Raw genomic sequence first — 21256 nt, 5'->3', positions numbered from 1 at the left:
GCCGCCCGGTGCGGAGCGGCCCGCCGGTCAGCTCAAGGAGATGCCCACCGACTGGCGGCGCGCCCTCGCGATCGTCGCCCACCCCGACGACCTCGAATACGGCGCCTCGGCCGCCATCGCCTCCTGGCTGGACGACGGCCGCGAGTGCGTCTACCTCCTGGCCAGCGTCGGCGAGGCCGGGATCGACACCCTCTCCCCCGCCGAGGCCGGCCCGCTGCGCGAGCGCGAGCAGCGGGCGAGCGCCGCCGCCGTGGGGGTGGCGACCGTCGAGTTCCTCGGCCACCCCGACGGCGTCATCGAGTACGGCACGGCCCTGCGCCGCGATTTCGCCGCCGCCATCCGCCGCCACCGCCCCGAGCTCGTCCTGACGCTCAACCACCACGACACCTGGGGCGGCACGTACTGGAACACCCCCGACCACCGCAACGTCGGCCGGGCCGTCCTCGACGCCGTCGGCGACGCCGGCAACCGCTGGATCTTCCCCGGCCTCGCCGAGGAGGGCCTCGTGCCCTGGGACGGCGTGCGCTACGTGGCGGTGGCCGGCTCCCCGCAGCCCACCCACGCCGTCGACGCGAGCAGCGGCCTGGAGCGGGCCGTCGCCTCGCTCCTCTGCCACCGCACGTACATCGAGGCGCTGACGAAGGAGGACCCGGAGACGTACTGCCGCACCTTCCTGGAAGGCAGCATGCGGGGCGTCGCGGAGCGGTTCGGCGGGCGGCCGGGGGTGTCGTTCGAGCTGTTCAGCCGCTGACGGACGAGCGGGCCGGGCCCCTACGGGTCCGTCCCGCGGACGGGCCGCTGCGGGCGGACTGCTGCCGTCCCGTGGTGGTCCGGGCTGCGGGCCGGGCCGCGGACAGGGTCGGCAGTCCGATCCGCGAGCCGGGTCGATGGACCGCAGGCCGGGCCCTTACCCCCGGCCCCTACGGGGCCGGTGCCCCCTCCGTCAGGGCATCGCTGCCGGCCGGGCCCTGGTATTCCGCCGCCCGCTCCAGCACCAGCACCGCCACGTCGTCCTGCAGTCGCCCGCCCGTGTGCGCGTCGAGGTCCGCGCGCAGCCGCCCCAGCAGCTGGGGTGTGGGCAGGGCGGCCCACGCGTCGAGCCGCTCCGCCAGCGGGTAGAAGCCGCCGTCCGGTGACCGGGCCTCGGTCACCCCGTCCGTGCAGGCCAGCACCCGGCAGCCGGGCGGCAGAGCGACGCGCTGCGCCGTCCGCGGGGCGGCGGCCAGGTCGCCGAGGCCCAAGGGCAGCCCCGCGTCGTCCGGTTCCAGCTCGCGCACCCCGCCGTCCGCGCCGATCAGGAACGGCGCGAGGTGCCCGCAGTCCACGAACACCACCGGCACGTGCCCGCCCGCGCCGGGGCCGCCCGGGCCCTCCTCCGTGCCGAAGACCAGCGCCGTCACGAACTCCTCCGCCGCGCGCATCCGCACGTCCTCCGGTCGCCCGCCGTGCCGCTCCGGCTGCAGCCGCGCCTGGTACTCCGCAGACCGGTGGTAGCGGTACAGCCCCTGCTCCATCGCCACCACCCCGCCCTCCAGGTCGCGCCGGTGGTAGGCCGCCTCGCGGAAGGCGGTCAGCACCGCCGCCCCCGCGCCCAGCGTGCCGAGCCCCTTGCCCCGTACGTCGCCGATGAGCACGCGCGTCCCGTACGGCGTGTCCACCACCTCGTACAGGTCGCCGCCCACGAGCGCCTCCCGCTGCGAGGACACGTAGAAGCCGTCGACGACCACGCTGCGGGTGCGCAGCGGCAGCGGCCGCAGCAGTGCCCGCTGCGCGGCCTCGCCGGTGGCCCGTACGCGCTCCAGCAGGGACTCGGCGTCGCGCCGCAGCCGGGCCACGGCGATGCTCGCGCCGACCATCAGGGCGTTGCCGACGAACGAGCCGACCCTGTTGACGGCCACCTCGCCGCCCACCACGCCGTGGTGGGCCACCATCAGGCAGAAGTCGAGGACGCCGACGAACACCGTCTGCCGGTACGTGCACAGCGCCGCGGCCGTCATCGGGGCGAGGGCGGCGTAGACGTCCAGCCGGAGGTTCGACGGTGTCATCAGGTCGACGGCGACGACGGCCCCCAGGTAGGCCAGGACCAGCGCGAAGGGGAGTCTGCGCGACGACACCGTGGCGGGACCTCCACGCCGGAACGAGGTTCGGGATTCATAGGGGCATTTGTGCCATTACACCCTGGCATGGGTGATGCGTCCCGGCCACCGCTGCGATCTTGGTGCCGCCGCCTCTTGACTCAGAGTTTGCGGTAGGTGCGGGCGTCGTCCGCCGCGGCGAGCACGGCCGCGAGGTCGCCGCCGGCCGAGGCCGTCACCAGGGCGGCCACCGCGCCCTCCACGAAGGGGGCGTCGGCGATGCGCACGCCGGAGCCGCCGAAGCCTTCGGCGAGCAGCGCCTTGACCGTGAGGACGGCGCTGCCCATGTCGCAGAAGACCGCCACCCCCTGACCCTGGTCCGCGGCTCCGACCGCCCGGCGCACCAGCTCGGCACTGGTGCCGACCGAACCGTCCGGCAGCCCGCCGGCCGGGGCCGCCGGGGCCGGGTCGCCCGTGCCGGTCAGGGCCTTCGCGAGCTCCGCGGTCGAGGTGGCGACCTCGCGGCTGTGCGAGACCAGCACGATCCCGACCCGGCCCGCGGGCGCGGCCTGCGCGGGGGCCTCGGCAGCCGCGGCCTCCCGCTCCGGCGGCACCGCGCACAGCTCCGGGTCCGTGGCCTCGTACAGCGCCATGACCAGCAGCGCGGACGACGTCGCGCCCGGGTCCTGGTGGCCGATGCTGCGCTCGCCCAGATAGCTCGCCCGACCGCGGCGGGCCTGCAGCGGGATCGTAGCCCCGGCGCCCTCGCGGGCCGCCCGCGCGGCGGCGTCCAGCGCGGCCACGACGCCCTGCGGCAGGGCGGCGGCGTACGCGTCGGCGGCCGGCTGCAGCGCGTCGACCATCGTCTTGTCCCCGGGCGCCGAGTCCCCGAGCCGCCGCACGCTCGCCACGGCGGCACCGAGCGCCCGCCCCAGCGCCTCCGGTTCGACCACGGGGTCCTCGCCCAGGATCTTCCCCATCCGCCGCAGCACCGTCCCGTACAACGGCCCCGACGCCCCGCCCACGGTGTTCGTCAGATGCACGCCGACGGCCGTCAGCAGCGCCCCCGGCGTGGCCGGCGGCTCGGCGGCCACCGCCTCGGCGGCGGAGGTGAACCCGCGCTTGAGGTTCGCGCCGTGATCGGCGTCGCCGATGGCGGCGTCGAGTTCGGTGAGGTACGCCGACTCCGCCACGATCACGCGCGTGGCGCGCTCGAGAAAGCGACGGAAGAAGGCGAGGTCGAGCGGGACGGTCATGTGCGGTGACTCCTCGGTGGACGGCTCCGTGAACAACTCCGTGAACAGCAAGGCCCGGCCCGGCTCAGCGTAATGTGCGAGCGTCGCCCGCGTGATCGCCCGGGGGCGGGCGGTGTCCGGTACACCCAAGGCCGCGCACTGGGTCTCGCTCGGCGGGCCCGACCACGGCACCGGCCCGGCGTACCTGTGCGCGCTGTGGGACCAGGGGTGCAAGGACATGACACCGGGCTCACCGATGGCACGGTGTCACAGCAGGCGCTGGCGTTCCTCCGCTGACGACCCGGGAGCGTCCCGCATCCAGTGCCGCTCCGTCGCCCAGCCGAGGAAGCGGCGGGCCCGCCCGCCATCCGCCGTGCCGTCGGCGTCGAAGGACCCGCCCTCGGCGGTCAGTCGCAGGCCGGCCAGGGCGGGGGCGAGCCGGGCCGCGACGTGGCCCGGGTGCCGGGCCGCCTCGTCGTCCAGCGCGGCCAGGACCGCGGCCTGCTCGTCCGGCAGGCACAGCGAGAGGTGGAAGAGCATCTGCCGCCACGCGTACGCCGCGTCCTTGATCGTGGGCAGGGGGCGGGGGTGGTGCGGGATCCGCGCCGTCAGCCTGCACACGGTGGTGAAGGAGCGCCGGGCCAGGTCGGCCCAGCCCGGTGCCGGGGCGGCGCCGAGCGGGCCGGCGAGGGCGGCGAGGTTGTGCGTGGTGAGGATCTGGGCCTGCTCGATCACCGTGCCGTTGGCCGCCACCGACCACCCGCGGTGCCGCGTGCCGGCGTACGCATGGCACAGATCCGCGAAGTCCCGCTGCGCGGACGTGCCCGGGCCGAGGAGCCCGCGGCCGCGCGTGTCCTCCTCCAGAGCGACGACCAGCTCGTAGTCGAGGCCGTAGTAGCACTCGTAGAGCGAGCCGCCGAGGAGCCGCCCGGCGACTGCCGCCGAGGCCAGGAACTTGCCGGAGAACGTCCCCATGAAGATGTCGGCGGCGAGCTCCTCGACGAACGGCACGTCCTCACCCGCCTGCCCGGCCAGCGTGGACAGCTCGCGGACCAGCGGGTTCGGCAGGATCGTGGCGGGGAAGCCCTGGAGCGCGACCTCCGCCAGGTGCACCAGCGCCGTCCGGGCGCCGCTGCCCGCCTCGTCCTTCCGGCGCTGCCGGGCGACCGCCGCCACCCACGGCAGTTCCTCGATGCGCACCTGGCGTTCGAGGTTGAGCAGGAGCAGGGAGCGGCGGTTGCGGAAGGCCCGGTAATGGGCCGTCATGAGCGCGCGCAGCGATTCATCGGGGTAGGCGAGCGCGGTGGTCGACGCGACGAGTTGCGGGACCAGCCCGGCCAGGACCTCGGCCGAGGGCACGACGCCGCGCGCGACCAGCGTGGCGAGCGGGGCGCTGAGCGCCGACTCGACCACCCGCCGCGTCTGCTCCGGGATCTCCGCCCCGGCGGTGAGGCCGCTGCTCACCCGCGCCTCCTCCTCGGTGACCGGCGCGACGAGCGGCCCGACGTCGGGCGTGCCGGTGTCCTGCGGGAGGCCGGACAGGCGGCGGGCCACGAGCTGGGCCAGGGCGTGGTGCGAGGGGCGCGCGGCCTCCGTCGCCTGCCGTGCGCGCAGCTCGCCGTGGCGCCCGGATCCGGGCTCGCCGCGCCGCCGCACCATCGAGTCGACGGCGTGCTGGAGCCGGCCGCAGCATGCCGGGTCCAGCGTCCGGCCCGTCACGTACGCCTCCAGCGCGAGCCGCAGGGCGGACGGATTCTCGCCGGGCTTGCGGTGCTTGGTGCACAGCGTGTGCTCGGAGGACAGCCGCTCGTACCGCCGGAGCAGTTGCCTGCCGCGCGCGATCCAGTCCTCGTCCGGGGTACGGGCCAGGACACGGCCGCCGGCGGCGGTCTCCAGCCAGAGCGCGAGCATCTCGTCGAAGAACGGGTTCCAGACGGCGAGGGCTTCGCGCATGGACTCGACGGCCCGGTTGGGGCGGCGCCGGCCGACGGCCCGGGCCGCCTCGCCCACGGTGAGCCGGTGCGCGACCGCCGCGTCGGCGGAGCCGGAGCCGGAGTCGGAGCCGGAGCCGGAGCCGGAGCCGGACAAGGGTGCGGCACCCGGGCGGGGAGCGAAGCGCAGCCGTCCGGCGAACGGCCGGAGCTTCTCCAGCAGGCGCAGGGCGCCGACCCGGTCGCCGGAGCGCAGCAGCCAGGCGACGGTGAGCAGCGCGGCCTCCTCGGGCACGGCCACCTCGTACGCCCCGCTGTCGAGCAGGGCGTTCAGTTCTGCGAGGCCCGCGTCGCTCAGCCAGTATGCGAACAGTGCGGCCCGGTCGGCGGGTATGCCCGCACGGCGTGCGGTCTCCGTCTCGTACGGCAGGAGGGGCCCGCCGGCGCTCGCGGCGCCCGTCGCGAAGCCGCCCCGGACGACCTCGGGGGTGACCCAGGCGGGGAGCCCCGCCACGGGGGTGCGCGACCCGGGCGTCAGCCGTCCGCCGGCCATGCCGGCCACGACGTCCCGCCAGCGGCGGATCCGTTCCTCGGCACGGCGGCGGGTGTCCGGGGACTCATGCGTCGCCGCGGTGGTGAACGCCCGGGCCAACTGGCCCACCGGGTATCCCGCGTGGACGGCTACGGTTTGCTGTGTCGCATGCGCATTTTGTTCCTTCATGGCCGGCGTGGCAGGTTCCGCCCCTGCGCCCTCCGGGTAAGGAGCCCGGTGATCTACTGACTGATCTACACGCCGATGGCAAGCAGGTTAGACACGGCAGGGGCGGGCGGGCAAACGGCTTTCCGCTGCCCTGCGAGCGCCGCGGGATAATCATGGTCATGTGGAATCACGGGGGTACGTGCAGGAGCTGCGGCCGAGAGGGCCGCTTCCGGCGTGGTCAGTGCCGGCGGTGCCGGCGCGGCGAACGGGCCGAGCTGGCCGTGGACGCCGCGGACACCGCGATCGAGCTGGGAGCCCTGGGCGGGCTGTGGCGCGTGCTCCGGGCCGTGGTGAGGGTGCTGACCGACTGAGCGATCGCCGGACGCCCGGCAGCGCTCACGGGCGTTCCTCGAAGTGGCTCGGGCGGCCCCCGCGGAGCACCAGGTGCCCCAGCCTCTCCGCCTCCGCCCGGTGTACGAGGCGCGCTTCTCCCCCGCGCCCCCGCAGGACCGCCGTGTGCCATGGCGTGGCCCACGCGTCCGCCGCCTCCAGCAGGCGGATGCCGAACTTCTCCGCGCCCGGGCGCTGCGGGTGGATGGACAGGCGGACGGACCGGGGGTGGCAGTCGGCGATGAGGTCGCCCCAGGCGCGGCTGCGCGCGATCACGCCGTACGCGCGGACCCGGCACTCGCGCTGCAGCGCGGACCGCGTGCCGGCGTGGTCCGCGGTGTCCTCGACGAGGAAGCGGGTGATGCCGCGGTAGAGCCGTGCCGTCTCCTCGTCGCCGCGCACCAGGGCCCGCAGTTCGCCGACCGGCGGCGCGTACGCCTCCGTCACGAGCCGCCGCTTGGTGTCGTGGTCCAGGTCCCCGTGGACGTCGCGCATGTCGAACGTGTCCAGCCGGCCGAGCCCTTCCCCGGCGATCATCGCGCGCAGCTCGTCACCGTAGGCGTCGATGTGCTCGTCGGGCACGTGGATGAGATCTCCGAAGATGTGGCCGTCGGAGCAGATCAGTATCCGCGCGCCGGGCGCGTAGGTCTCGCCGATGCGCGCGCAGAGCCGGTCGAGGAAGGCGAGCGAGAGGCGTTCGCCCTCGTCGGGCAGGTGCCCGAGGACCTTGGCGGGGTTGGGGGACTTGCACGGGAAGCCGGGCAGGGTGAAGAGGACGGGCTCACCGGCGTCCGTGAACTGCCGTATCTGGTGCAACTGCTCCGGGAAGTCCGCGGGGTTCGCGGACCTCGTCCCGGTGGTGCGGTGGTACGGCAGGAGGAGGCGGAGGATGTTCGCCTCTACGGTTTCCAGAGCCTCTACGGTTTCCAAAGCCTCTACGGGCGAAGGGGCGGCAACTGCCGCCGGAGGGGTCAGTGTGGCCTGGGAGGACACGGCCGCGCTCACCCCCGCCCGCGCGGGCAGACGGGCCGGTCGAAGGCGACGGGCAGCTCGGCGGTGCCGCGGCCGAGGACGGCGGGGATCCAGGACAGCTCCTCCTCGGGCACGGCGAGCCGCAGGCCGGGCAGCCGGGCCAGCAACGTTCCGAGGGCCACCTGGAGTTCGATCCGGGCGAGGGCCGCACCGGGGCAGAAGTGAACGCCGTGGCCGAAGGCGAGGTGCGGGCCCTGGGCCCGGTCCAGGTCGAGGGCGTCGGGGTCGGGGAAGCGCTCGGGGTCGCGGTTGGCGGCGCACAGGGAGACGATCACGGAGTCGCCGGCGGGCACCCGCGTGCCGTGCAGGTCCGCGTCTTCGGCGAGGAACCGCCAGGTCGTCAGCTCGAAGGCGCTGTCGAGGCGCATGAGTTCCTCGACGGCGGCGGGCATGAGTTCCGGTTCGGCCCGCAGCCGCTCCAGCGCGTCGGGCCGGCGGAGCAGGGCCACCATGGCGGTGGTGATCTGGTTGGTGACGGGTTCCTGGCCGGCCACCAGCAGCTGGAAGATCATGGAGTCCAGCTCCTCCTGCGTCAGTTCGCCGCCGTCGCGGGCGGCGACCAGCCGGCTGAGCAGCCCGTCGCCGGGCGCGCCGCGGCGGTCGGCGACGACCTCCGCGATGTAGCCCTGGAGTTCGCGGAGCAGCGCCTCGTAGGCGGGCCGCCCGGGATCCGCGGGGCCGACGGGCGCCACGACCTTGCCCCACTCGCGGCGGAAGCGCGCGGCCAGGTGCGGCGGCAGGCCGATGACCTCGGCGAGGACCTGGAAGGGGAAGCGGGCGGCGAAGCACCGCACGAGGTCGGCGGAGTCCGCCTCCGCCGGCATCGCGTCGACGAGCGCGTCGGCCATCTCCTGGAAGCGCGCCCGCATCCCCTCGACGCGCCGCGGCGCGAACGCGTCCGTCACCAGGCGCCGCATCGTGGTGTGCTTGGGCGGGTCCTGGTGGAGCAGATGCACCTGCAGCTGCGAGTGCTGCGGCTCGGGCATGATCGAGGCGCGCTCGCGCCAGCGGTCGTTGCCGCGGTCGTGGTTCTTGCCGAGCCGGGGGTCGGCGAGGGTCTTCTGGGCGGCCTCGTGCCCGGTGACGAGCCAGGCGGTGACCCCGCTGGGGAAGAGGACCCGGTGGATCGGGCCGGCCTCCCGCATGCGCGCGTACAGCGGGTAGGGGTCCCGCTTGTAACCGGGCCCGTAGAGGGGGACCGGATCGGGCAGCGCGGAAGCCTCGGACGGCTCGGACGGCTCGGGCAGGGACACGGTGAAGGGCTCCTCGCGAAGTCGTGGACCCCTGAGAAGTCGGATGGACGGCGGGGTGAGTTCCCGCCGGTGCGGCGAAAGTTCGTACGGGTGTCCCGTTGCGCGTACGGGTTCCGTATCTCCAGGTAGTCGGTCGCGGACGGCCCCTGGTTCCCGCGGACAGAGGGGACAATCCTCACGCGCCGGGGGCCGGTCGCGGGCGGCCGAACGGGCCGCGCCGCGTGCCACGATGACCGGATGACCGTTCGTCGCCCCCTCAGTCCGTACGGAACCCTGGCCGGTTTCGTCCTGCTCCTGGCAGCCCTTTTCGGAGTCGCGTACGCCGTCGGCACGGCCGCCGGGCCGGCCGCTCCCGGGATACACCGCACCGGCGGTGGCTCCGGTTCCGGTTCCGGATCGGGTTCCGGCGGCGGGATGGGCGGCATGGATGGCATGAACGGCATGGGCGGGATGCACGGCATGGGCGGTGGCCGGTGACCACAAGCACGAACACGAACAACGACAGCACGAACACGACCAACGACACCGTGGCTGTTCCCGCTACCGCTACCGCGACCGCGACCACCGAGCTGATCGTCGGCGGGATGACCTGCGCCGCGTGCGTCGCGCGCGTGGAGAAGAAGCTGGGCAGGGTGGACGGCGTGAGCGCGACCGTCAACCTGGCCACCGGCCGGGCCCGCGTCTCCCACCCCGCCGGGGTCACCGCGGCCGAGCTGATGGCGGTCGTCGAGGGCGCCGGCTTCACCGCGGCGCTGCCCGAGCCCGAAGCCGTGCCGGATTCGGGCGAGGGGCAGGACGCGGAGGCCGGCGGCGCGCTCACCCGGCTGCTGATCACGGCGCTGCTGTCCGTACCCGTACTCGTCCTGTCCATGGCTCCCGGCCTGCAGTTCCGCAACTGGCAGTGGCTGTGCTTCGTGCTCGCGACGCCGGTCGCCGTGTGGGGCGCGTGGCCCTTCCACGAGCGGGCGCTGCGCGGTCTGCGGCACTCGGCCGCGACCATGGACACGCTCGTCTCGCTCGGTGTGCTCGCCTCCTACTCCTGGTCCGCGTACGCCCTGTTCTTCGGTGGCGCGGGGCGGCCGGACATGCGGATGCCGTTCACGCTGGTGCCCTCGATGGCGGGCGGCACGGCGGACGTGTACCTCGAAGCGGTCGTGGGCGTCCCCCTGTTCGTGCTGATCGGCAGGCTGCTGGAGGCGCGGGCGCGGCACAGCACGGGGTCGGCGCTGCGGGCCCTCGCCTCGCTCGCCGCGAAGGACGTGCTCGTGCGGGACGCGGACGGTACGGAGCGCCGCGTGCCGATCGAGCGGCTGCGGGTCGGCGACCGCTTCGTGGTCCGGCCCGGCGAGCGCGTCGCGACCGACGGCGTCGTCGTCGCGGGCAGTTCGGCGCTGGACCTGTCGCTGGTGACCGGCGAGAGCGCGCCCGTGGAGGCCGGTCCGGGCTCGTCCGTCGTCGGCGGCGCCGTCAACTCCGGCGGGCTGCTGGAGGTGCGGGCCGAGGCGGTCGGCGCGGACACCCGGCTCGCCCGGATCGCGAAACTGGTGGAGGAGGCGCAGGCCGGCAAGGCGAAGGCGCAGCGCGTGGCCGACGCCGTCGCCGGCGTCTTCGTGCCGGCGGTGCTGGCCGTCGCCGTGACGGTGCTCGGCTTCTGGCTGGGCGCGGGCGCCTCGCCGCAGGCGGCCGTCACCGCCGCGGTCGCGGTCCTCGTGGTCGCCTGCCCGTGCGCGCTCGGCCTGGCCACGCCCACGGCCCTGCTGGCGGCGACGGGCCGCGGCGCGGGCCTGGGCATCCTGGTCAGCGGGCCGCAGGCGCTGGAGGGGCTGCGCCGCGTGGACACGGTCGTCCTGGACAAGACGGGCACGCTGACGACGGGTTCGATGGCGGTGACGGGCGTGACGGCACGGCCGGACGGCCTCGGCGCGGAGGCGGCGCTGAGGCTGGCCGCGGCGGTCGAGCGCGGTTCGGAGCACCCGGTGGGGCGGGCGGTGTGCGCGTACGCGGAGGCTGAGGGGACCACGGAAGGGGCTGCGGACGGGACGGCGCGGGGCGCTTCGGGAGCGGCTGAAGCCGCGGAGGCCGCGGGGACGCCGGCGGGCGCTTCCGGCGGGACAGGCACGGCGGTCGCCACGACGAACGCCGCAGGCGCGGTGAACACGGTGAGCACGGCGGATGCACCGACCGTGCCGAGCGCATCGACCTCACTGACCGCATCGACCGCACTAGTCACCTCGGACTCACCAGTCACCTCAGACTCACCAGTCACGCCGGACGCACCCGCCCTGCCGGACGTCACCGGCTTCACGGCCACCCCCGGCCGGGGTGTCGCGGGGCGCGTCGGTGAGCGGCTCGTCGAGGTCGTACGGCCGGACGCCGCCCCCGCCGCGGCGGCGCCCGCCGCCCGGCAGCCCGGGAAGCCCGGGAAGAGCGGGCAGAAGGCGCGTAAGGGGCAGCCGGTCCCGTCGGACGGCGGCCGTCTCCCCCAGGTGCTCGCCGACGCCGTGGAGGCCGCCGGGCGCGACGGCCGGACCGCGGTCGTCGTCCGCGTCGACGGCACGCCCGAAGCCGTGATCGTCCTCGGCGACACCGTCCGCTCCGGCTCGTACCGCGCCGTCGACCACCTCAAGCGGCTCGGCCTGCGGCCCGTCCTCGCGACGGGCGACAGCGAGGGCGCGGCGCGGGCCGTCGCCGCCGGACTCGGCATCACCGAGGTGCACGCGCGGGCCACGCCCGAGGACAAGGCCGAGCTCGTCCGCGAGCTGCGCGCCCGGGGCCGCCGGGTGGCCGTCATCGGCGACGGCGTCAACGACACGGCCGCGCTGGCCGGCGCGGACCTCGGCATCGCGATGGGCGGCGGCACGGACGCGGCCATCGGCGCCGCGGACGTGACGCTGGTCCGCGAGGACATGGGCGCCCTGGCCGACGCCGTCCGGCTGGCCCGGCGGACGTCCGCCACGGTACGGGCCAACCTCGCGTGGGCGTTCGGCTACAACCTGGTCACGCTGCCGCTGGCGGCGGTGGGCCTGCTCAGCCCGATGGTCGCGGCGGCGGCGATGTCCGTCAGCTCGGTGCTGGTGGTCGCGAACAGCCTGCGGCTGCGCGGCTGGCAGCCGGTGCCCTCGCGGGCGGCGGCGGGCAGGGGCCCGCGGCGCGGCCCCGCAGCCTCTGGTTCCCACGGTTCCCCCGGCCGGCACGCTGCCGCCCCGGTCTCCTCGCGAGGTGACGCATGAAGCTCTCGGTTCCCTCCGCCCTCGCCTCCGCCGGGCGCGCCGCGCTCGTGCCGGTCGTCGCCGGCGCCGTGGCCCTCGGCGGGCTCTGCGCCTGGACGGCCTCGGGCGCGGCGGGCCGGCCGCCGGCCGTCACGGTCGAGGAGGCACGGGTGCTGCTGCCGCTCGGCCGGGACGACACCGCCGCCTTCTTCCGCGTACGGAACGAGGGCGACGCCGACGACGAACTCATCGGCGTCGACGCGCCCACGGCCGGGGGCGCGATGCTCAGCCGCACCGTGGTGCGCAAGGGCGCGGGCCACATGGAGATGGTGCAGTCCGCTCCCCTGCCGTCCGGCGGCACGCTGGAGATGTCCCCGCACGGCCTGGACGTGATGGTGTGGGCCCCGCCGCGGCTGAAGCTCGGCGACCGGCTGCCCGTCGTCCTGCGCTTCCGGGAGGCGGGGACGGTACGGGTGGAGGCGGAGGTCGTCCGGCCGGGCAGCCGCTGACGGGTGAGGGTGGCGGGGCCGCATGCCCCGCCACCCTCCTACCGGGTGCCGCCGCCGAGCCACCGGGGCCGCGACACTGCCGGTCCACCACGTCGTGGTCACGCGCCGCCGCTGCGGCGAAACGTGCCCGCCGCAGCGGCGCGCGACCACGGCGGTGAGAGTCCGGCGGAATGCGCGGCCTCCGCAACCAGTGCGTTCACGTCACCCGCCGGAAGGACCTACGCCGCGACCGGAATGCGCACCGCGTCCCGCTCCGCCGTCTCCAGCTGGCAGATCAGCGACTCGCGGGCCCTCGCGACGCGCGACCGCACCGTGCCGACGGGGCAGCCCGCGACGACGGCGGCCTCCGCGTAGGGCAGGCCCAGCATCTGGGTGAGCACGAACGCCTCGCGGCGCTCGTACGGCAGCCGGTCCAGCAGCTGCGACAGCGCGACGCCCTCGTCGAAGCCGGGCAGCTGCGCCGTCTGGGCACGCTCGGCCGCCGACTGCCAGTCGTCGGTGTCCGACACGCGCGGGCGCGCCGCGTTGAAGCGCAGCCGGTCGACCACCGTGCGGCGGGCGATCGTCAGCAGCCACGTACGGGCCGACGAGCGGCCCTCGAAGCGGGGCAGCGAGCGCAGGGCCCGCAGGTACGTCTCCTGGACGAGGTCGTCCGCGCCCTGCGGGTCGTTGCTGAGCCGTGCGACGTAGCGGCGCACGTCGTTCTGCGTGGCCCGGATGAAGCACTCCACCGCGTCGGCGTCACCGCCGCGGGCGGCGAGCGCCCAGGCGGTCACCGTCTCGTCATCACGCATGGCGGCCTCCCCCACGGATAGTGCGGGGAGCCCGGGAGATTCGGGGAGCCCGAGGGGTGTGGGCAGACCGGGGGGTGTGGGCAGCCCGGGGGGTGATGCACGGGGCAAAAGCGGCACCGGGGACGATGGCGGGGTGCATTGCAGTGAGTTCCGTACCGCCCTGTCCGCCCGCGTCGACGGCGAGGACCTGCCGCCGGGGGTGACCGGCGCGGCCCTCGACGCGCACCTGCTGGGCTGCGCCGAGTGCTGTGCGTGGGGCGATCGGGCACGCCGGCTGAAGCTTCTCGCGGCGCGGTTCGACCTGGGCTGAGACGGTTGCGGGAGCCGAGGCGGCCGAGGGGGTGGCGGGAGCGGCGTGCCTGCGTGGCACGTCCCCCGTACGGGCAGGGGTCATCGCCCTGTGTCCTTCCTGGAATCCGGGCAGCCCGAGGAACGGGACGGGCCCGGTGACGTGATGCGGTGCCGGAGGTCGCCGTCAGTCAGCTGACGGCGAGGCGGGCCGGCGGACCACGTCGGGAGAGGACATGCGCGTACAGCAGCTGCCGCAGGCGCTGCGCGGCGCGGCTCCGGTCGGCGCGGATGCGCGGCGGTCCGGAGGGCGCGGGTACGGCACCGAGGACGACGAGGAGCGGGACGAAGAGGCTGCTGCGGACGATGCGGGCGAGCCGGAAGGCCGCCTGTTCGCCGCCGGCGAGCCACATGCCGCAGACGACGGCCACGAGGACGTGCGCGGACCACATGCCGAGGGCGCCGTGGCCTGCGTGCATGGACATGGAGTGGCCGGCCATGCCGCCCATGGAGGCCATGGCGCCGTGGTCCATGCCCATGGACATGGAATGACCCATGCCCGTGCCCATGCCCATACCCATGTCCATGGCGGGATCCATACCCGTGGACATGGCGTTGCCGGCCATGTCCCCCATGGAGGGCACGTCGCCCATGGAGGGCATGGCACTGTGATCCACGGGCATGCCCGGGTCCAGTCCCAGCCGGGCGGCCCGGGCCGTGTTCACGACGACGTTCTGCGCCAGTGCGAAGAAGAAGTGCAGGCCGGTCTGGGCGCCGACGGTGGCGAGCGTGACCAGCAGCGGCCCGCGCTCGCGGCCCGCGAGAAACCATGCTCCGCTGCCCGTGCCGCACAGCGCGACGGCGACGGCCCACCACGGGACCGTCGTGCCGGACATGACCGCGTGGCCCAGGGCAGCGAGCAGCACACAGACCGCTGCGAACACCGCGGCTCGCAGCGCTCGCGGTCCCTGTTCCGGCTGCGGCCCTGCTCTCATGACGTGGACATCGTTGCATCCGCGCCGCGCGGCGCGGCGGCGGGGTGCGCACTGACGCCCGTGCGAACCCCCCGCACGGGCGCACGGGCCCGCCCCGTACCGTCCGCCCGGCGGTACGAGGCGGGTGGGTCGCCGGCTCGGGGGAAGGACCGACGGCCCGGGGGTCCCGTCGCTCCATTGGGACTCGCAGAACCGAGTCAAGCGCGGTACGGGCGCGCGCGGGAGCGTGTGTGCGGGGGCGATCGCGGGTGCGCGGCTCACACCCCGTGTGAACGATCAGCCTCCGGTCGTGCCGGTGGAGCGGTCCGTGGCCGCGCCGGCCTCCGTCGCCTTGGCGGCCTTCGCAGCCTCCGTGGTCCCCCCGGCCCCTGTGGTCTTCGTGGTCTTCGGGTCTTCTGCCGCCGCCTTGCGGGGCTTGCGGCCGCGACCGCGGATGCGACCGCTGCCCGGCAGCCAGGCCGCGCTGCCCTTGTCACCGAAGCGGGTGCCTATCGCGCCCTTGATCACCGAGAGGGCGGCGGGCAGGGCGGCGATGGCCGCGGCCTTGAGGGCGGAGACGTCAGTGAGGTCGAACCCGTCGGCGAGGAGGAGACCGAGGAAGGTGGTGATGTAGGCGGCGGCGGTGCGCTCAAGGATGTCGAGCAGGACTTTCTGCGCTTTCTGCATGACTGTTTCTTCGTCTCTTCCGTTCGTGTCCGATGGGTAAGGGAAGCGTCGTGGCGGCGCGGCCCGCACCGCAAGCCCCGGAACTGCACGTGAGGAGGGACCAGGTGGCCGATTCCTGGCCGGCGATGGGTACCGGCGACGACCCTGCCGAGCGGAGCCGTACGGTCCGCGGCGCGCACGAGGAGTTCGTGACCGGAGGCACGGTGGGGGCGGGCGTCCGCCCGGTGGTCGCCGGCTCGTGGCGGCGGTCGGCGGCCGCGCTGCCCGCGGCCGACTTCCTGGCACCGGTCGAGCTGGACGGCGCGGAGCTGGAGGAGTACCGGCGGGCGCACCCGCTGGCCTCCGTCATGCCGCTCTTCAGAGAGCTGCTCGGCACGATCGCCGACGACGGGGCGCACCTGCTCGCGGTCTGCGACGCGTACGGCCGGATGCTGTGGGTCGAGGGGCACCGGGGCGTACGGAGCCGGGCCGAGGCCATGAACTTCGTCGCCGGTGCCCGCTGGGACGAGCGGCACGCGGGCACGAACGCGCCCGGTACGGCCCTCGCCCTCGACCACGCCGTGCAGATCTTCGCCACCGAGCACTACAACCGCGCGGTCCAGCCGTGGTCGTGCGCGGCGGCGCCCGTGCACGATCCGCGGACCGGGCGGCTGCTGGGCGCGGTGGACCTCACCGGCGGCGACCAGCTCGCCGTTCCGCACAGCCTGGCGCTGGTCCGGGCGACCGCGCTGGCGGCCGAGGCGAGACTGGCGGCCGGCGCCGGGACAGGGCCGTTCCTGTCGGCCCTCGGCCGTGACGAGGCGGTCCTGGCGACGGCGGACGGCCGCCGGGTGCACCTGGGCCGGCGGCACAGCGAGATCCTCGTCCTGCTGGCCGCGCACCCCGAAGGGCTGACCGGGGATCAGCTGGCGACGGCGCTGTACGGGGAGCGCCTCGTGCCGCCGGTGACGCTGCGCGCCGAGCTGTCGCGGCTGCGGCGGCTGGTGGGACCGCTGCTCGGCTCGCGCCCGTACCGGCTGTGCGCGCCCGTCGCGACGGACGTCGCACGGGTGGAGCGGGAGCTGGCGGCGGGCGACGTGCGCGGGGCGCTCCGCTCGTACGACGGGCCTCTGCTGCCTTCCTCCGAGGCGCCGGGGGTGTGCCGGGTGCGGCGGGTGGTGGAGGGGCGGCTGCGGCGGGCGGTGCTGAGTTGCGGGGACGCATGGGCGCTGCAGCTGTGGGCGGACAGCGCGTGGGGCGAGGAGGACCTGGAGGTGTGGGAGAGACTGCTGGCGGCGTTGCCGGCGAGCGCGCCGCAGCGGGGCGGGGTGGCGGCGGAGGCACGGAGGTTACGGGAGCTGTACGCGCCGGGAGGGCCGGGCGCAGGGGGCGCGGCTCCGGGCGTACGGGCGGGGGCGGCGGGCTTACGGGCGGCGGCGCGGGGCGGAGGAACCGGGGCGCCGGGGGTACGGGCCGCGGCGCCGGGCCTGTCTGCCGACCGGGCAACGTTCACGCAACGTCCCCGGCCCTAGCGTCCTGAGCGCCCTGGAGCTCCTGCCGGTCGCCGCCGCCCGCACAGGAAGCGGACGCCGGTAGATCAGCAGCAGACCGGCAGCAAACCGGAACCCGGAAGGGAAGGCCGTCCCCATGCCTCGCTACGCCAGCCCCGGCTCCCCCGACGCGGTGGTCTCGTACCGCCCGCGCTACGACCACTGGATCGGCGGCGAGTACGTACCGCCCAAGCAGGGCGGCTACTTCGAGAACCCGACGCCGGTGAACGGGCAGCCGTTCACCGAGATCGCCCGGGGCACCGCCGAGGACGTCGAACGCGCCCTGGACGCGGCGCACGCGGCCGCCCCGGCCTGGGGCCGCACCCCCGTGGCCGAGCGGGCCGCCGTGCTGAACCGCGTCGCGGACCGCATGGAGCAGCACCTGGAGGCGCTCGCGGTCGCCGAATCCTGGGAGAACGGCAAGCCCGTCCGCGAGACCCTCGCCGCCGACATCCCGCTCGCGATCGACCACTTCCGCTACTTCGCGGGCGCGATCCGCGCCCAGGAGGGCGGCCTGTCGGAGATCGACGCGGACACGGTCGCGTACCACTTCCACGAGCCGCTGGGCGTCGTCGCCCAGATCATCCCGTGGAACTTCCCGATCCTGATGGCGGCGTGGAAGCTCGCCCCGGCCCTGGCGGCGGGCAACGCGGTCGTCCTCAAACCGGCGGAGCAGACCCCGGCCTCGATCCACGTGTGGATGGAGCTGGTGGCCGACCTCCTCCCGCCGGGCGTGGTCAACATCGTCAACGGCTTCGGCGCCGAGGCGGGCAAGCCCCTGGCGTCGAGCCCCCGCGTGGCGAAGATCGCCTTCACCGGTGAGACGACCACGGGCCGCCTGATCATGCAGTACGCCTCGGAGAACCTGAAGCCGGTCACCCTCGAACTCGGCGGCAAGAGCCCGAACATCTTCTTCGACGACGTCTCCGCCGCGGACGACGACTTCCTGGACAAGGCCCTCGAAGGCTTCACCATGTTCGCCCTCAACCAGGGCGAGGTCTGCACCTGCCCGTCCCGGGCCCTCATCCAGCAGGGCCACTACGCGGCCTTCCTGGAGGCAGCGAAAGCCCGCACCGAACAGATCGTCCCGGGCCACCCCCTGGACACCGCCACGATGATCGGCGCCCAGGCCTCCAACGACCAGCTGGAGAAGATCCTCTCCTACCTCGACATCGGCCGCCAGGAAGGCACCCGCACCCTCACCGGCGGCCACCGCGCCGACCTCGGCGGCGAACTGGCCGGCGGCTACTACGTCCAGCCCACGATCCTCGAAGGCCGCAACGACATGCGCGTCTTCCAGGAGGAGATCTTCGGCCCGGTAGTAGCGGTAACACCCTTCACCGGCTTCGACGACGCGATCTCGATCGCCAACGACACGCTCTACGGCCTGGGCGCCGGCGTCTGGACCCGCAACGGCACCACGGCCTACCGCGCCGGCCGAGCCATCCAGGCCGGCCGCGTCTGGACCAACTGCTACCACGCCTACCCGGCCCACGCCGCCTTCGGCGGCTACAAGCAGTCAGGCATAGGCCGCGAGGGCCACAAAATGATGCTGGACCACTACCAGCAGACGAAGAACTTGCTCGTCTCGTACTCCCCGAAGAAGCTGGGCTTCTTCTAGCGGCATGAGAAAGGCGCCCGAACCGGCCATTTGTCCATCAGGCGCCTTTCGTCGAGACTCCATATCCGGTCACCGGAGATCCGCCGACGACATCTGTGTGACGATAGGTCAGCTCTCCCTGAATTGGCGTCAACAACCCTTTCTCCACTAGACTTTACTCGCACACCAGCAAAGAGGAGAGGCGCCGTCCATGGGCACCAAATTCATTGAGGTAGACGAATCCCACAAGGGTCAGCCCGGCGTGGAAGAAGGAGTGAAGACGATCGAGGTCGGTGGTCAGACGATCACGACGCCGATTTTCGTTCAGCGGATCGATTTCGATGACCTCGCGCCCGAGGTGACCGACAATCTGACCACGGTCAAGTTCGCCGTGACGGTCACCGAGGAAATGGAGGACCTGACCGGGGAGGTGGATGAGGACGGTTCCCCGGTGACGGAGATCAGGGAAATCCAGGTGCCCAAGTGGCTCGAGATCGACCTGGGGTCCGAGTCCCTGAAGCAGTACGAGGAGGTCATGGCGCCCTTCTTCACTGCCGCCCGCGAGACCGAGGCACCGGCCATTCCCGCGCCCCGCAAGCGCCGGAAAAAGTGACCCCGCGGCCCCTCTCCTGTCACCGGGAGAGGGGCTCCGTCGTATCCCCCGAGGCGCGCGCCGCCGGGGCCATCGGCCGGGCGCCCCGTGGCGCCCGGCCGATGTGGTGTGTTACCAGCTGCCGCCCCACACGGCCCGGGTCCCGGCGGGGCAGGTCAGGCGGAAGTCCCACTGGCCGGAGAAGGTCTCCGGGAACAGGTGGCGGCCGTCCGTGCAGTCCACGTACACGTGGTACGAGGTGCCGTTGCACGTCATGAAGAAGTTTCGGCCGCCGTCCGTGCGGCCGTTCCAGCAGTTCGCGGCCAGCTCACGTTCGGTGGAGCTCGAGGCGCGCTGGACCGGGGTGTTGGCCGCGGCCGACGCCACGCCCGCGGTGCTGGTCTTGCTCTGTCCGTCGGTGCTGGTCGCCTGGGCGTCGGCGGTGTTGGGCACCGGGTCGGCGCCGGCCGGTGCGGCGAGGCCGGCGACCGCCGTGATGGCGATCGCCGCGGCAGCTGCGGCGTTCCTCAGGAACGTCACGTTCTCCTCCGAGTCATAACTGTTGACGTGGGTACGGGGGGTTCCCCGACCTTTCGGTGCCATCGTGGATGATTGCCGCCTCTAGGGGGAGTTGATCCAGTTTGGGGGGCGCGTGGGGAGAAACGTCCCCAACTGGGCGGGAACGACGATGCCGTTGGGGCGCGCTCCTGCGAAGGAGTGGTCAGCGTCGTTGAGTTGCCCATCCGGGTGAGGGACGGAGGGCCGCCACCTGGCCCCAGGGGCCGGCGCACCTCATTTGACGGGGCCTTAACGAGATTTCGCCCGCCGTGACAGCTGCGTCACATACCCCTCGGCCGCACGTTGGTAGCGTGCTTGGGGGGTATCTATCACTTGGGGGTAGGGGATGTCGTTTGAGGAGGAATGGGGGCGGCTTGTCGCCGAGGCCAAGGCCGAGCACGCCCCGCGCATGCGGCTCGACGGTGCGGGTGGCGGCGCGGGTGCTGAAGGACGGGGGAAGCTTCACGTGACGGCCGCGTTGTTGCGCGATCGCGCGGACAAGGCCGAGAACAAGGCCGCCAAGGAATTCAGGGAAGCGCACAAGGACGCGGTGTCGAAGACGTCCGACGTTTCGGGGTCGTTGACGGGGTTCGCTTGCAGCGGGGCGTTCGGTGAATTCGCCGATTCCTGGAAGAAGGGGGCCTCATACGTGGCGGGGCAGATCGGCGAGGAAGGGCTGGCGAAGGCCCTGCGAGCGGCGGCCGGCTCCTTCGGGCACACGGACAAGCAGGTGAAGCAGGGCCTGCAGGAGACCCGCTACACGTACAAGCCCGGCGACATCATCTGAGCCCGAGCCCGAGTCTCAGTCCGAGTCCGAGTCCGAGCCGAGTCCGAGGGGGAACAACCGCACCATGTCCTTGACCTACAGGGACCTCAGGCACGTGAATCTGGAGAAGCTCTCTTCCGCGGTGGGCGCCTGGGGGAAACTGCCCAAGCGCGTTCATGACGCGGGCCGGACCTTCCGTACCGAGGTTGCCAAAGGACTCCAGGAGTCGGACTGGCAGGGAGAGTCGGCACAGGCCGCATCCACGGCCATCACCGGTCTGTCCTTCCAGCTGGCGAATGCGGAGCAGGAAGCGCACAGCGTCCACGACTTCCTCAACAGCTGCCTGGAGTCGTTCCGTTCCGCGAAGAAGGAACTCGACGGCATCGCCACGGAACTGGCCGGCCACGAGCACCTGTCCTTGAACACGGACGACGGTTCCGTCCATGTGGACACCGCGAAGGTGAAGCCCGAGGACCTGGAGCACCTGCGCAAGGCGTACGAGCCCTCCATCAGGTCCTACAAGGAGCGGACGCGGCAGGCCCTCGAAGACGCCCGGGAGACCGACGAGACGCTGAGCTGGGCGCTGCGGAGCATGAAGCAGAGCTACGACATCGGTTTTCTGCCCACCGCTCCGACCGGCCTCGCGGACGCGCGGCGGATGCGGCGGCAGGAGGGCCGGGAGAGCGACAAGAAGATCTCGCTCAAGCTGCTCTCCGACCAGGAGATCGCGTACAAGATGCAGCACGCTTCGGACGGCAAGTTCGGCAACAGCACGATCAAGCCCGCCGCCGAGTTCCTCGGCTACCGGTCCTGGATGAACAGTGCCGACAGCATCCAGAAGCGGGACTGGGAGAGCGCGAAGACGTATTTCATCGGCGGCACGCCGGCCTACGCGGCGGGCATGGAGGCCTGGCTGATGGAGACCTCCGGCGGTGGCGGGCGGCACCGCAAGCCCACGCTGATGAACAAGGCAGGAAAGTTCGGCGGCAAAGTCTTCGGATTCCCCGCAGCTGTCGTCGCGACCGGCCTGGACTTCTCCTACACCCCCGCCATGCACGCCTCCGAGCGCCCTGATGCGAAGATCATGGCGCCGAAGGATCCCGGGCGGGTGCACTGGAAGTGAGGCGCGGATCG

At 73.7% G+C, this 21256-nt stretch carries 19 protein-coding genes, 1 tRNA gene and 1 pseudogene; 10 read left to right on the top strand and 11 right to left on the bottom strand.

Annotated elements, in window-relative coordinates:
- Window positions 1-40: 40 nt before the first annotated feature.
- A complete protein-coding gene (locus IF61_RS0107215; protein ID WP_030365416.1) occupies window positions 41-751 on the top strand; it encodes a PIG-L deacetylase family protein in 711 nt (236 codons plus the stop codon).
- Between the two features lie 169 nt (window positions 752-920).
- Here the strand turns inward: IF61_RS0107215 and IF61_RS0107210 are convergent, their stop codons facing one another.
- From IF61_RS0107210 to IF61_RS0107180, 7 genes and pseudogenes are all read right to left on the bottom strand, one after another.
- Entirely contained in the window at window positions 921-2114 is a 1194-nt protein-coding gene (locus tag IF61_RS0107210) for a PP2C family protein-serine/threonine phosphatase (RefSeq protein ID WP_052392464.1), read from the bottom strand.
- 122 nt (window positions 2115-2236) lie between these two features.
- Window positions 2237-2728: a PTS-dependent dihydroxyacetone kinase phosphotransferase subunit DhaM gene (locus IF61_RS36845; RefSeq protein ID WP_245684434.1), complete on the bottom strand. Its 492-nt coding sequence runs from the start codon at window positions 2726-2728 to the stop codon at window positions 2237-2239.
- A pseudogene (gene dhaL, locus IF61_RS36840) lies at window positions 2711-3331 on the bottom strand (dihydroxyacetone kinase subunit DhaL); the annotation flags it as partial. The pseudogene dhaL and the gene IF61_RS36845, both read right to left, overlap by 18 nt.
- 246 nt (window positions 3332-3577) lie before the next feature.
- Window positions 3578-5962, bottom strand: coding sequence for a hypothetical protein (locus IF61_RS0107200; RefSeq protein WP_043188083.1), 2385 nt, complete (start codon window positions 5960-5962; stop codon window positions 3578-3580).
- Window positions 5962-6037, bottom strand: a tRNA-Arg gene (locus tag IF61_RS0107195). The genes IF61_RS0107200 and IF61_RS0107195 overlap by 1 nt, the downstream gene beginning before the upstream one ends.
- Before the next feature lie 300 nt (window positions 6038-6337).
- On the bottom strand, window positions 6338-7261 hold the full coding sequence (locus IF61_RS0107185) for an L-tyrosine/L-tryptophan isonitrile synthase family protein (RefSeq protein WP_030365412.1): 924 nt from the start codon (window positions 7259-7261) through the stop codon (window positions 6338-6340).
- A gap of 71 nt (window positions 7262-7332) precedes the next feature.
- Window positions 7333-8616: a cytochrome P450 family protein gene (locus IF61_RS0107180; RefSeq protein ID WP_030365411.1), complete on the bottom strand. Its 1284-nt coding sequence runs from the start codon at window positions 8614-8616 to the stop codon at window positions 7333-7335.
- A gap of 237 nt (window positions 8617-8853) precedes the next feature.
- Between IF61_RS0107180 and IF61_RS0107175 the strand changes: the two genes are divergently transcribed.
- The 3 genes from IF61_RS0107175 to IF61_RS0107165 all read left to right on the top strand — a co-directional run bounded on the left by IF61_RS0107175 (window position 8854) and on the right by IF61_RS0107165 (window position 12334).
- Entirely contained in the window at window positions 8854-9093 is a 240-nt protein-coding gene (locus IF61_RS0107175; RefSeq protein WP_043188077.1) for a hypothetical protein, read from the top strand.
- A 107-nt stretch (window positions 9094-9200) separates the two neighbouring features.
- On the top strand, window positions 9201-11846 hold the full coding sequence (locus IF61_RS0107170) for a heavy metal translocating P-type ATPase (RefSeq protein WP_078660029.1): 2646 nt from the start codon (window positions 9201-9203) through the stop codon (window positions 11844-11846).
- Entirely contained in the window at window positions 11843-12334 is a 492-nt protein-coding gene (locus IF61_RS0107165) for a copper chaperone PCu(A)C (protein WP_030365408.1), read from the top strand. Before IF61_RS0107170 ends, IF61_RS0107165 begins: the two co-directional genes overlap by 4 nt.
- 218 nt (window positions 12335-12552) lie before the next feature.
- Here the strand turns inward: IF61_RS0107165 and IF61_RS0107160 are convergent, their stop codons facing one another.
- The gene (locus IF61_RS0107160) at window positions 12553-13128 is read right to left on the bottom strand and encodes a sigma-70 family RNA polymerase sigma factor (RefSeq protein WP_030365407.1); all 576 of its coding nucleotides are present in this window, start codon (window positions 13126-13128) and stop codon (window positions 12553-12555) included.
- Between the two features lie 133 nt (window positions 13129-13261).
- On the opposite strand from IF61_RS0107160, the gene IF61_RS36480 reads away from it, so the two are divergent.
- Window positions 13262-13438, top strand: a complete 177-nt coding sequence (locus IF61_RS36480; RefSeq protein WP_107042993.1) for a zf-HC2 domain-containing protein — start codon at window positions 13262-13264, stop codon at window positions 13436-13438.
- Between the two features lie 169 nt (window positions 13439-13607).
- On the opposite strand, the gene IF61_RS35725 is transcribed toward IF61_RS36480, so the two are convergent.
- Window positions 13608-14411 carry a hypothetical protein gene (locus tag IF61_RS35725; protein WP_030365406.1) on the bottom strand — a complete coding sequence of 268 codons (804 nt, stop codon included), beginning with the start codon at window positions 14409-14411 and terminating at the stop codon, window positions 13608-13610.
- A gap of 276 nt (window positions 14412-14687) precedes the next feature.
- Window positions 14688-15077, bottom strand: coding sequence for a holin (locus tag IF61_RS33210; protein ID WP_052392463.1), 390 nt, complete (start codon window positions 15075-15077; stop codon window positions 14688-14690).
- Window positions 15078-15181: 104 nt separating this feature from the next.
- On the opposite strand from IF61_RS33210, the gene IF61_RS0107140 reads away from it, so the two are divergent.
- From IF61_RS0107140 to IF61_RS0107130, 3 genes are all read left to right on the top strand, one after another.
- Window positions 15182-16588 (top strand): helix-turn-helix domain-containing protein, encoded by a 1407-nt coding sequence (locus IF61_RS0107140; RefSeq protein ID WP_078660016.1) that lies wholly within the window; start codon window positions 15182-15184, stop codon window positions 16586-16588.
- Window positions 16589-16703: 115 nt separating this feature from the next.
- Complete coding sequence (gene exaC, locus IF61_RS0107135) at window positions 16704-18227, top strand: acetaldehyde dehydrogenase ExaC (protein ID WP_030365403.1); 1524 nt, start codon at window positions 16704-16706, stop codon at window positions 18225-18227.
- A gap of 190 nt (window positions 18228-18417) precedes the next feature.
- Entirely contained in the window at window positions 18418-18819 is a 402-nt protein-coding gene (locus IF61_RS0107130; protein ID WP_030365402.1) for a hypothetical protein, read from the top strand.
- A gap of 111 nt (window positions 18820-18930) precedes the next feature.
- Here the strand turns inward: IF61_RS0107130 and IF61_RS0107125 are convergent, their stop codons facing one another.
- On the bottom strand, window positions 18931-19338 hold the full coding sequence (locus tag IF61_RS0107125) for a hypothetical protein (protein WP_030365401.1): 408 nt from the start codon (window positions 19336-19338) through the stop codon (window positions 18931-18933).
- 427 nt (window positions 19339-19765) lie between these two features.
- Here IF61_RS0107125 and IF61_RS0107120 point away from each other — a divergent pair, with 427 nt between their 5' ends.
- Together IF61_RS0107120 and IF61_RS0107115 are read left to right on the top strand one after the other, a co-directional pair.
- On the top strand, window positions 19766-20143 hold the full coding sequence (locus tag IF61_RS0107120) for a hypothetical protein (RefSeq protein ID WP_157848550.1): 378 nt from the start codon (window positions 19766-19768) through the stop codon (window positions 20141-20143).
- A gap of 64 nt (window positions 20144-20207) precedes the next feature.
- The gene (locus IF61_RS0107115) at window positions 20208-21245 is read left to right on the top strand and encodes a hypothetical protein (RefSeq protein WP_030365399.1); all 1038 of its coding nucleotides are present in this window, start codon (window positions 20208-20210) and stop codon (window positions 21243-21245) included.
- Window positions 21246-21256 lie beyond the last annotated feature (11 nt).

It is taken from the genome of Streptomyces roseoverticillatus, assembly GCF_000719265.1.
Taxonomy (GTDB): domain Bacteria; phylum Actinomycetota; class Actinomycetes; order Streptomycetales; family Streptomycetaceae; genus Streptomyces; species Streptomyces roseoverticillatus.
The sequence above is the reverse complement of the archived record's forward strand: the minus strand, read 5'-3'. Positions and strand labels throughout refer to the sequence as shown.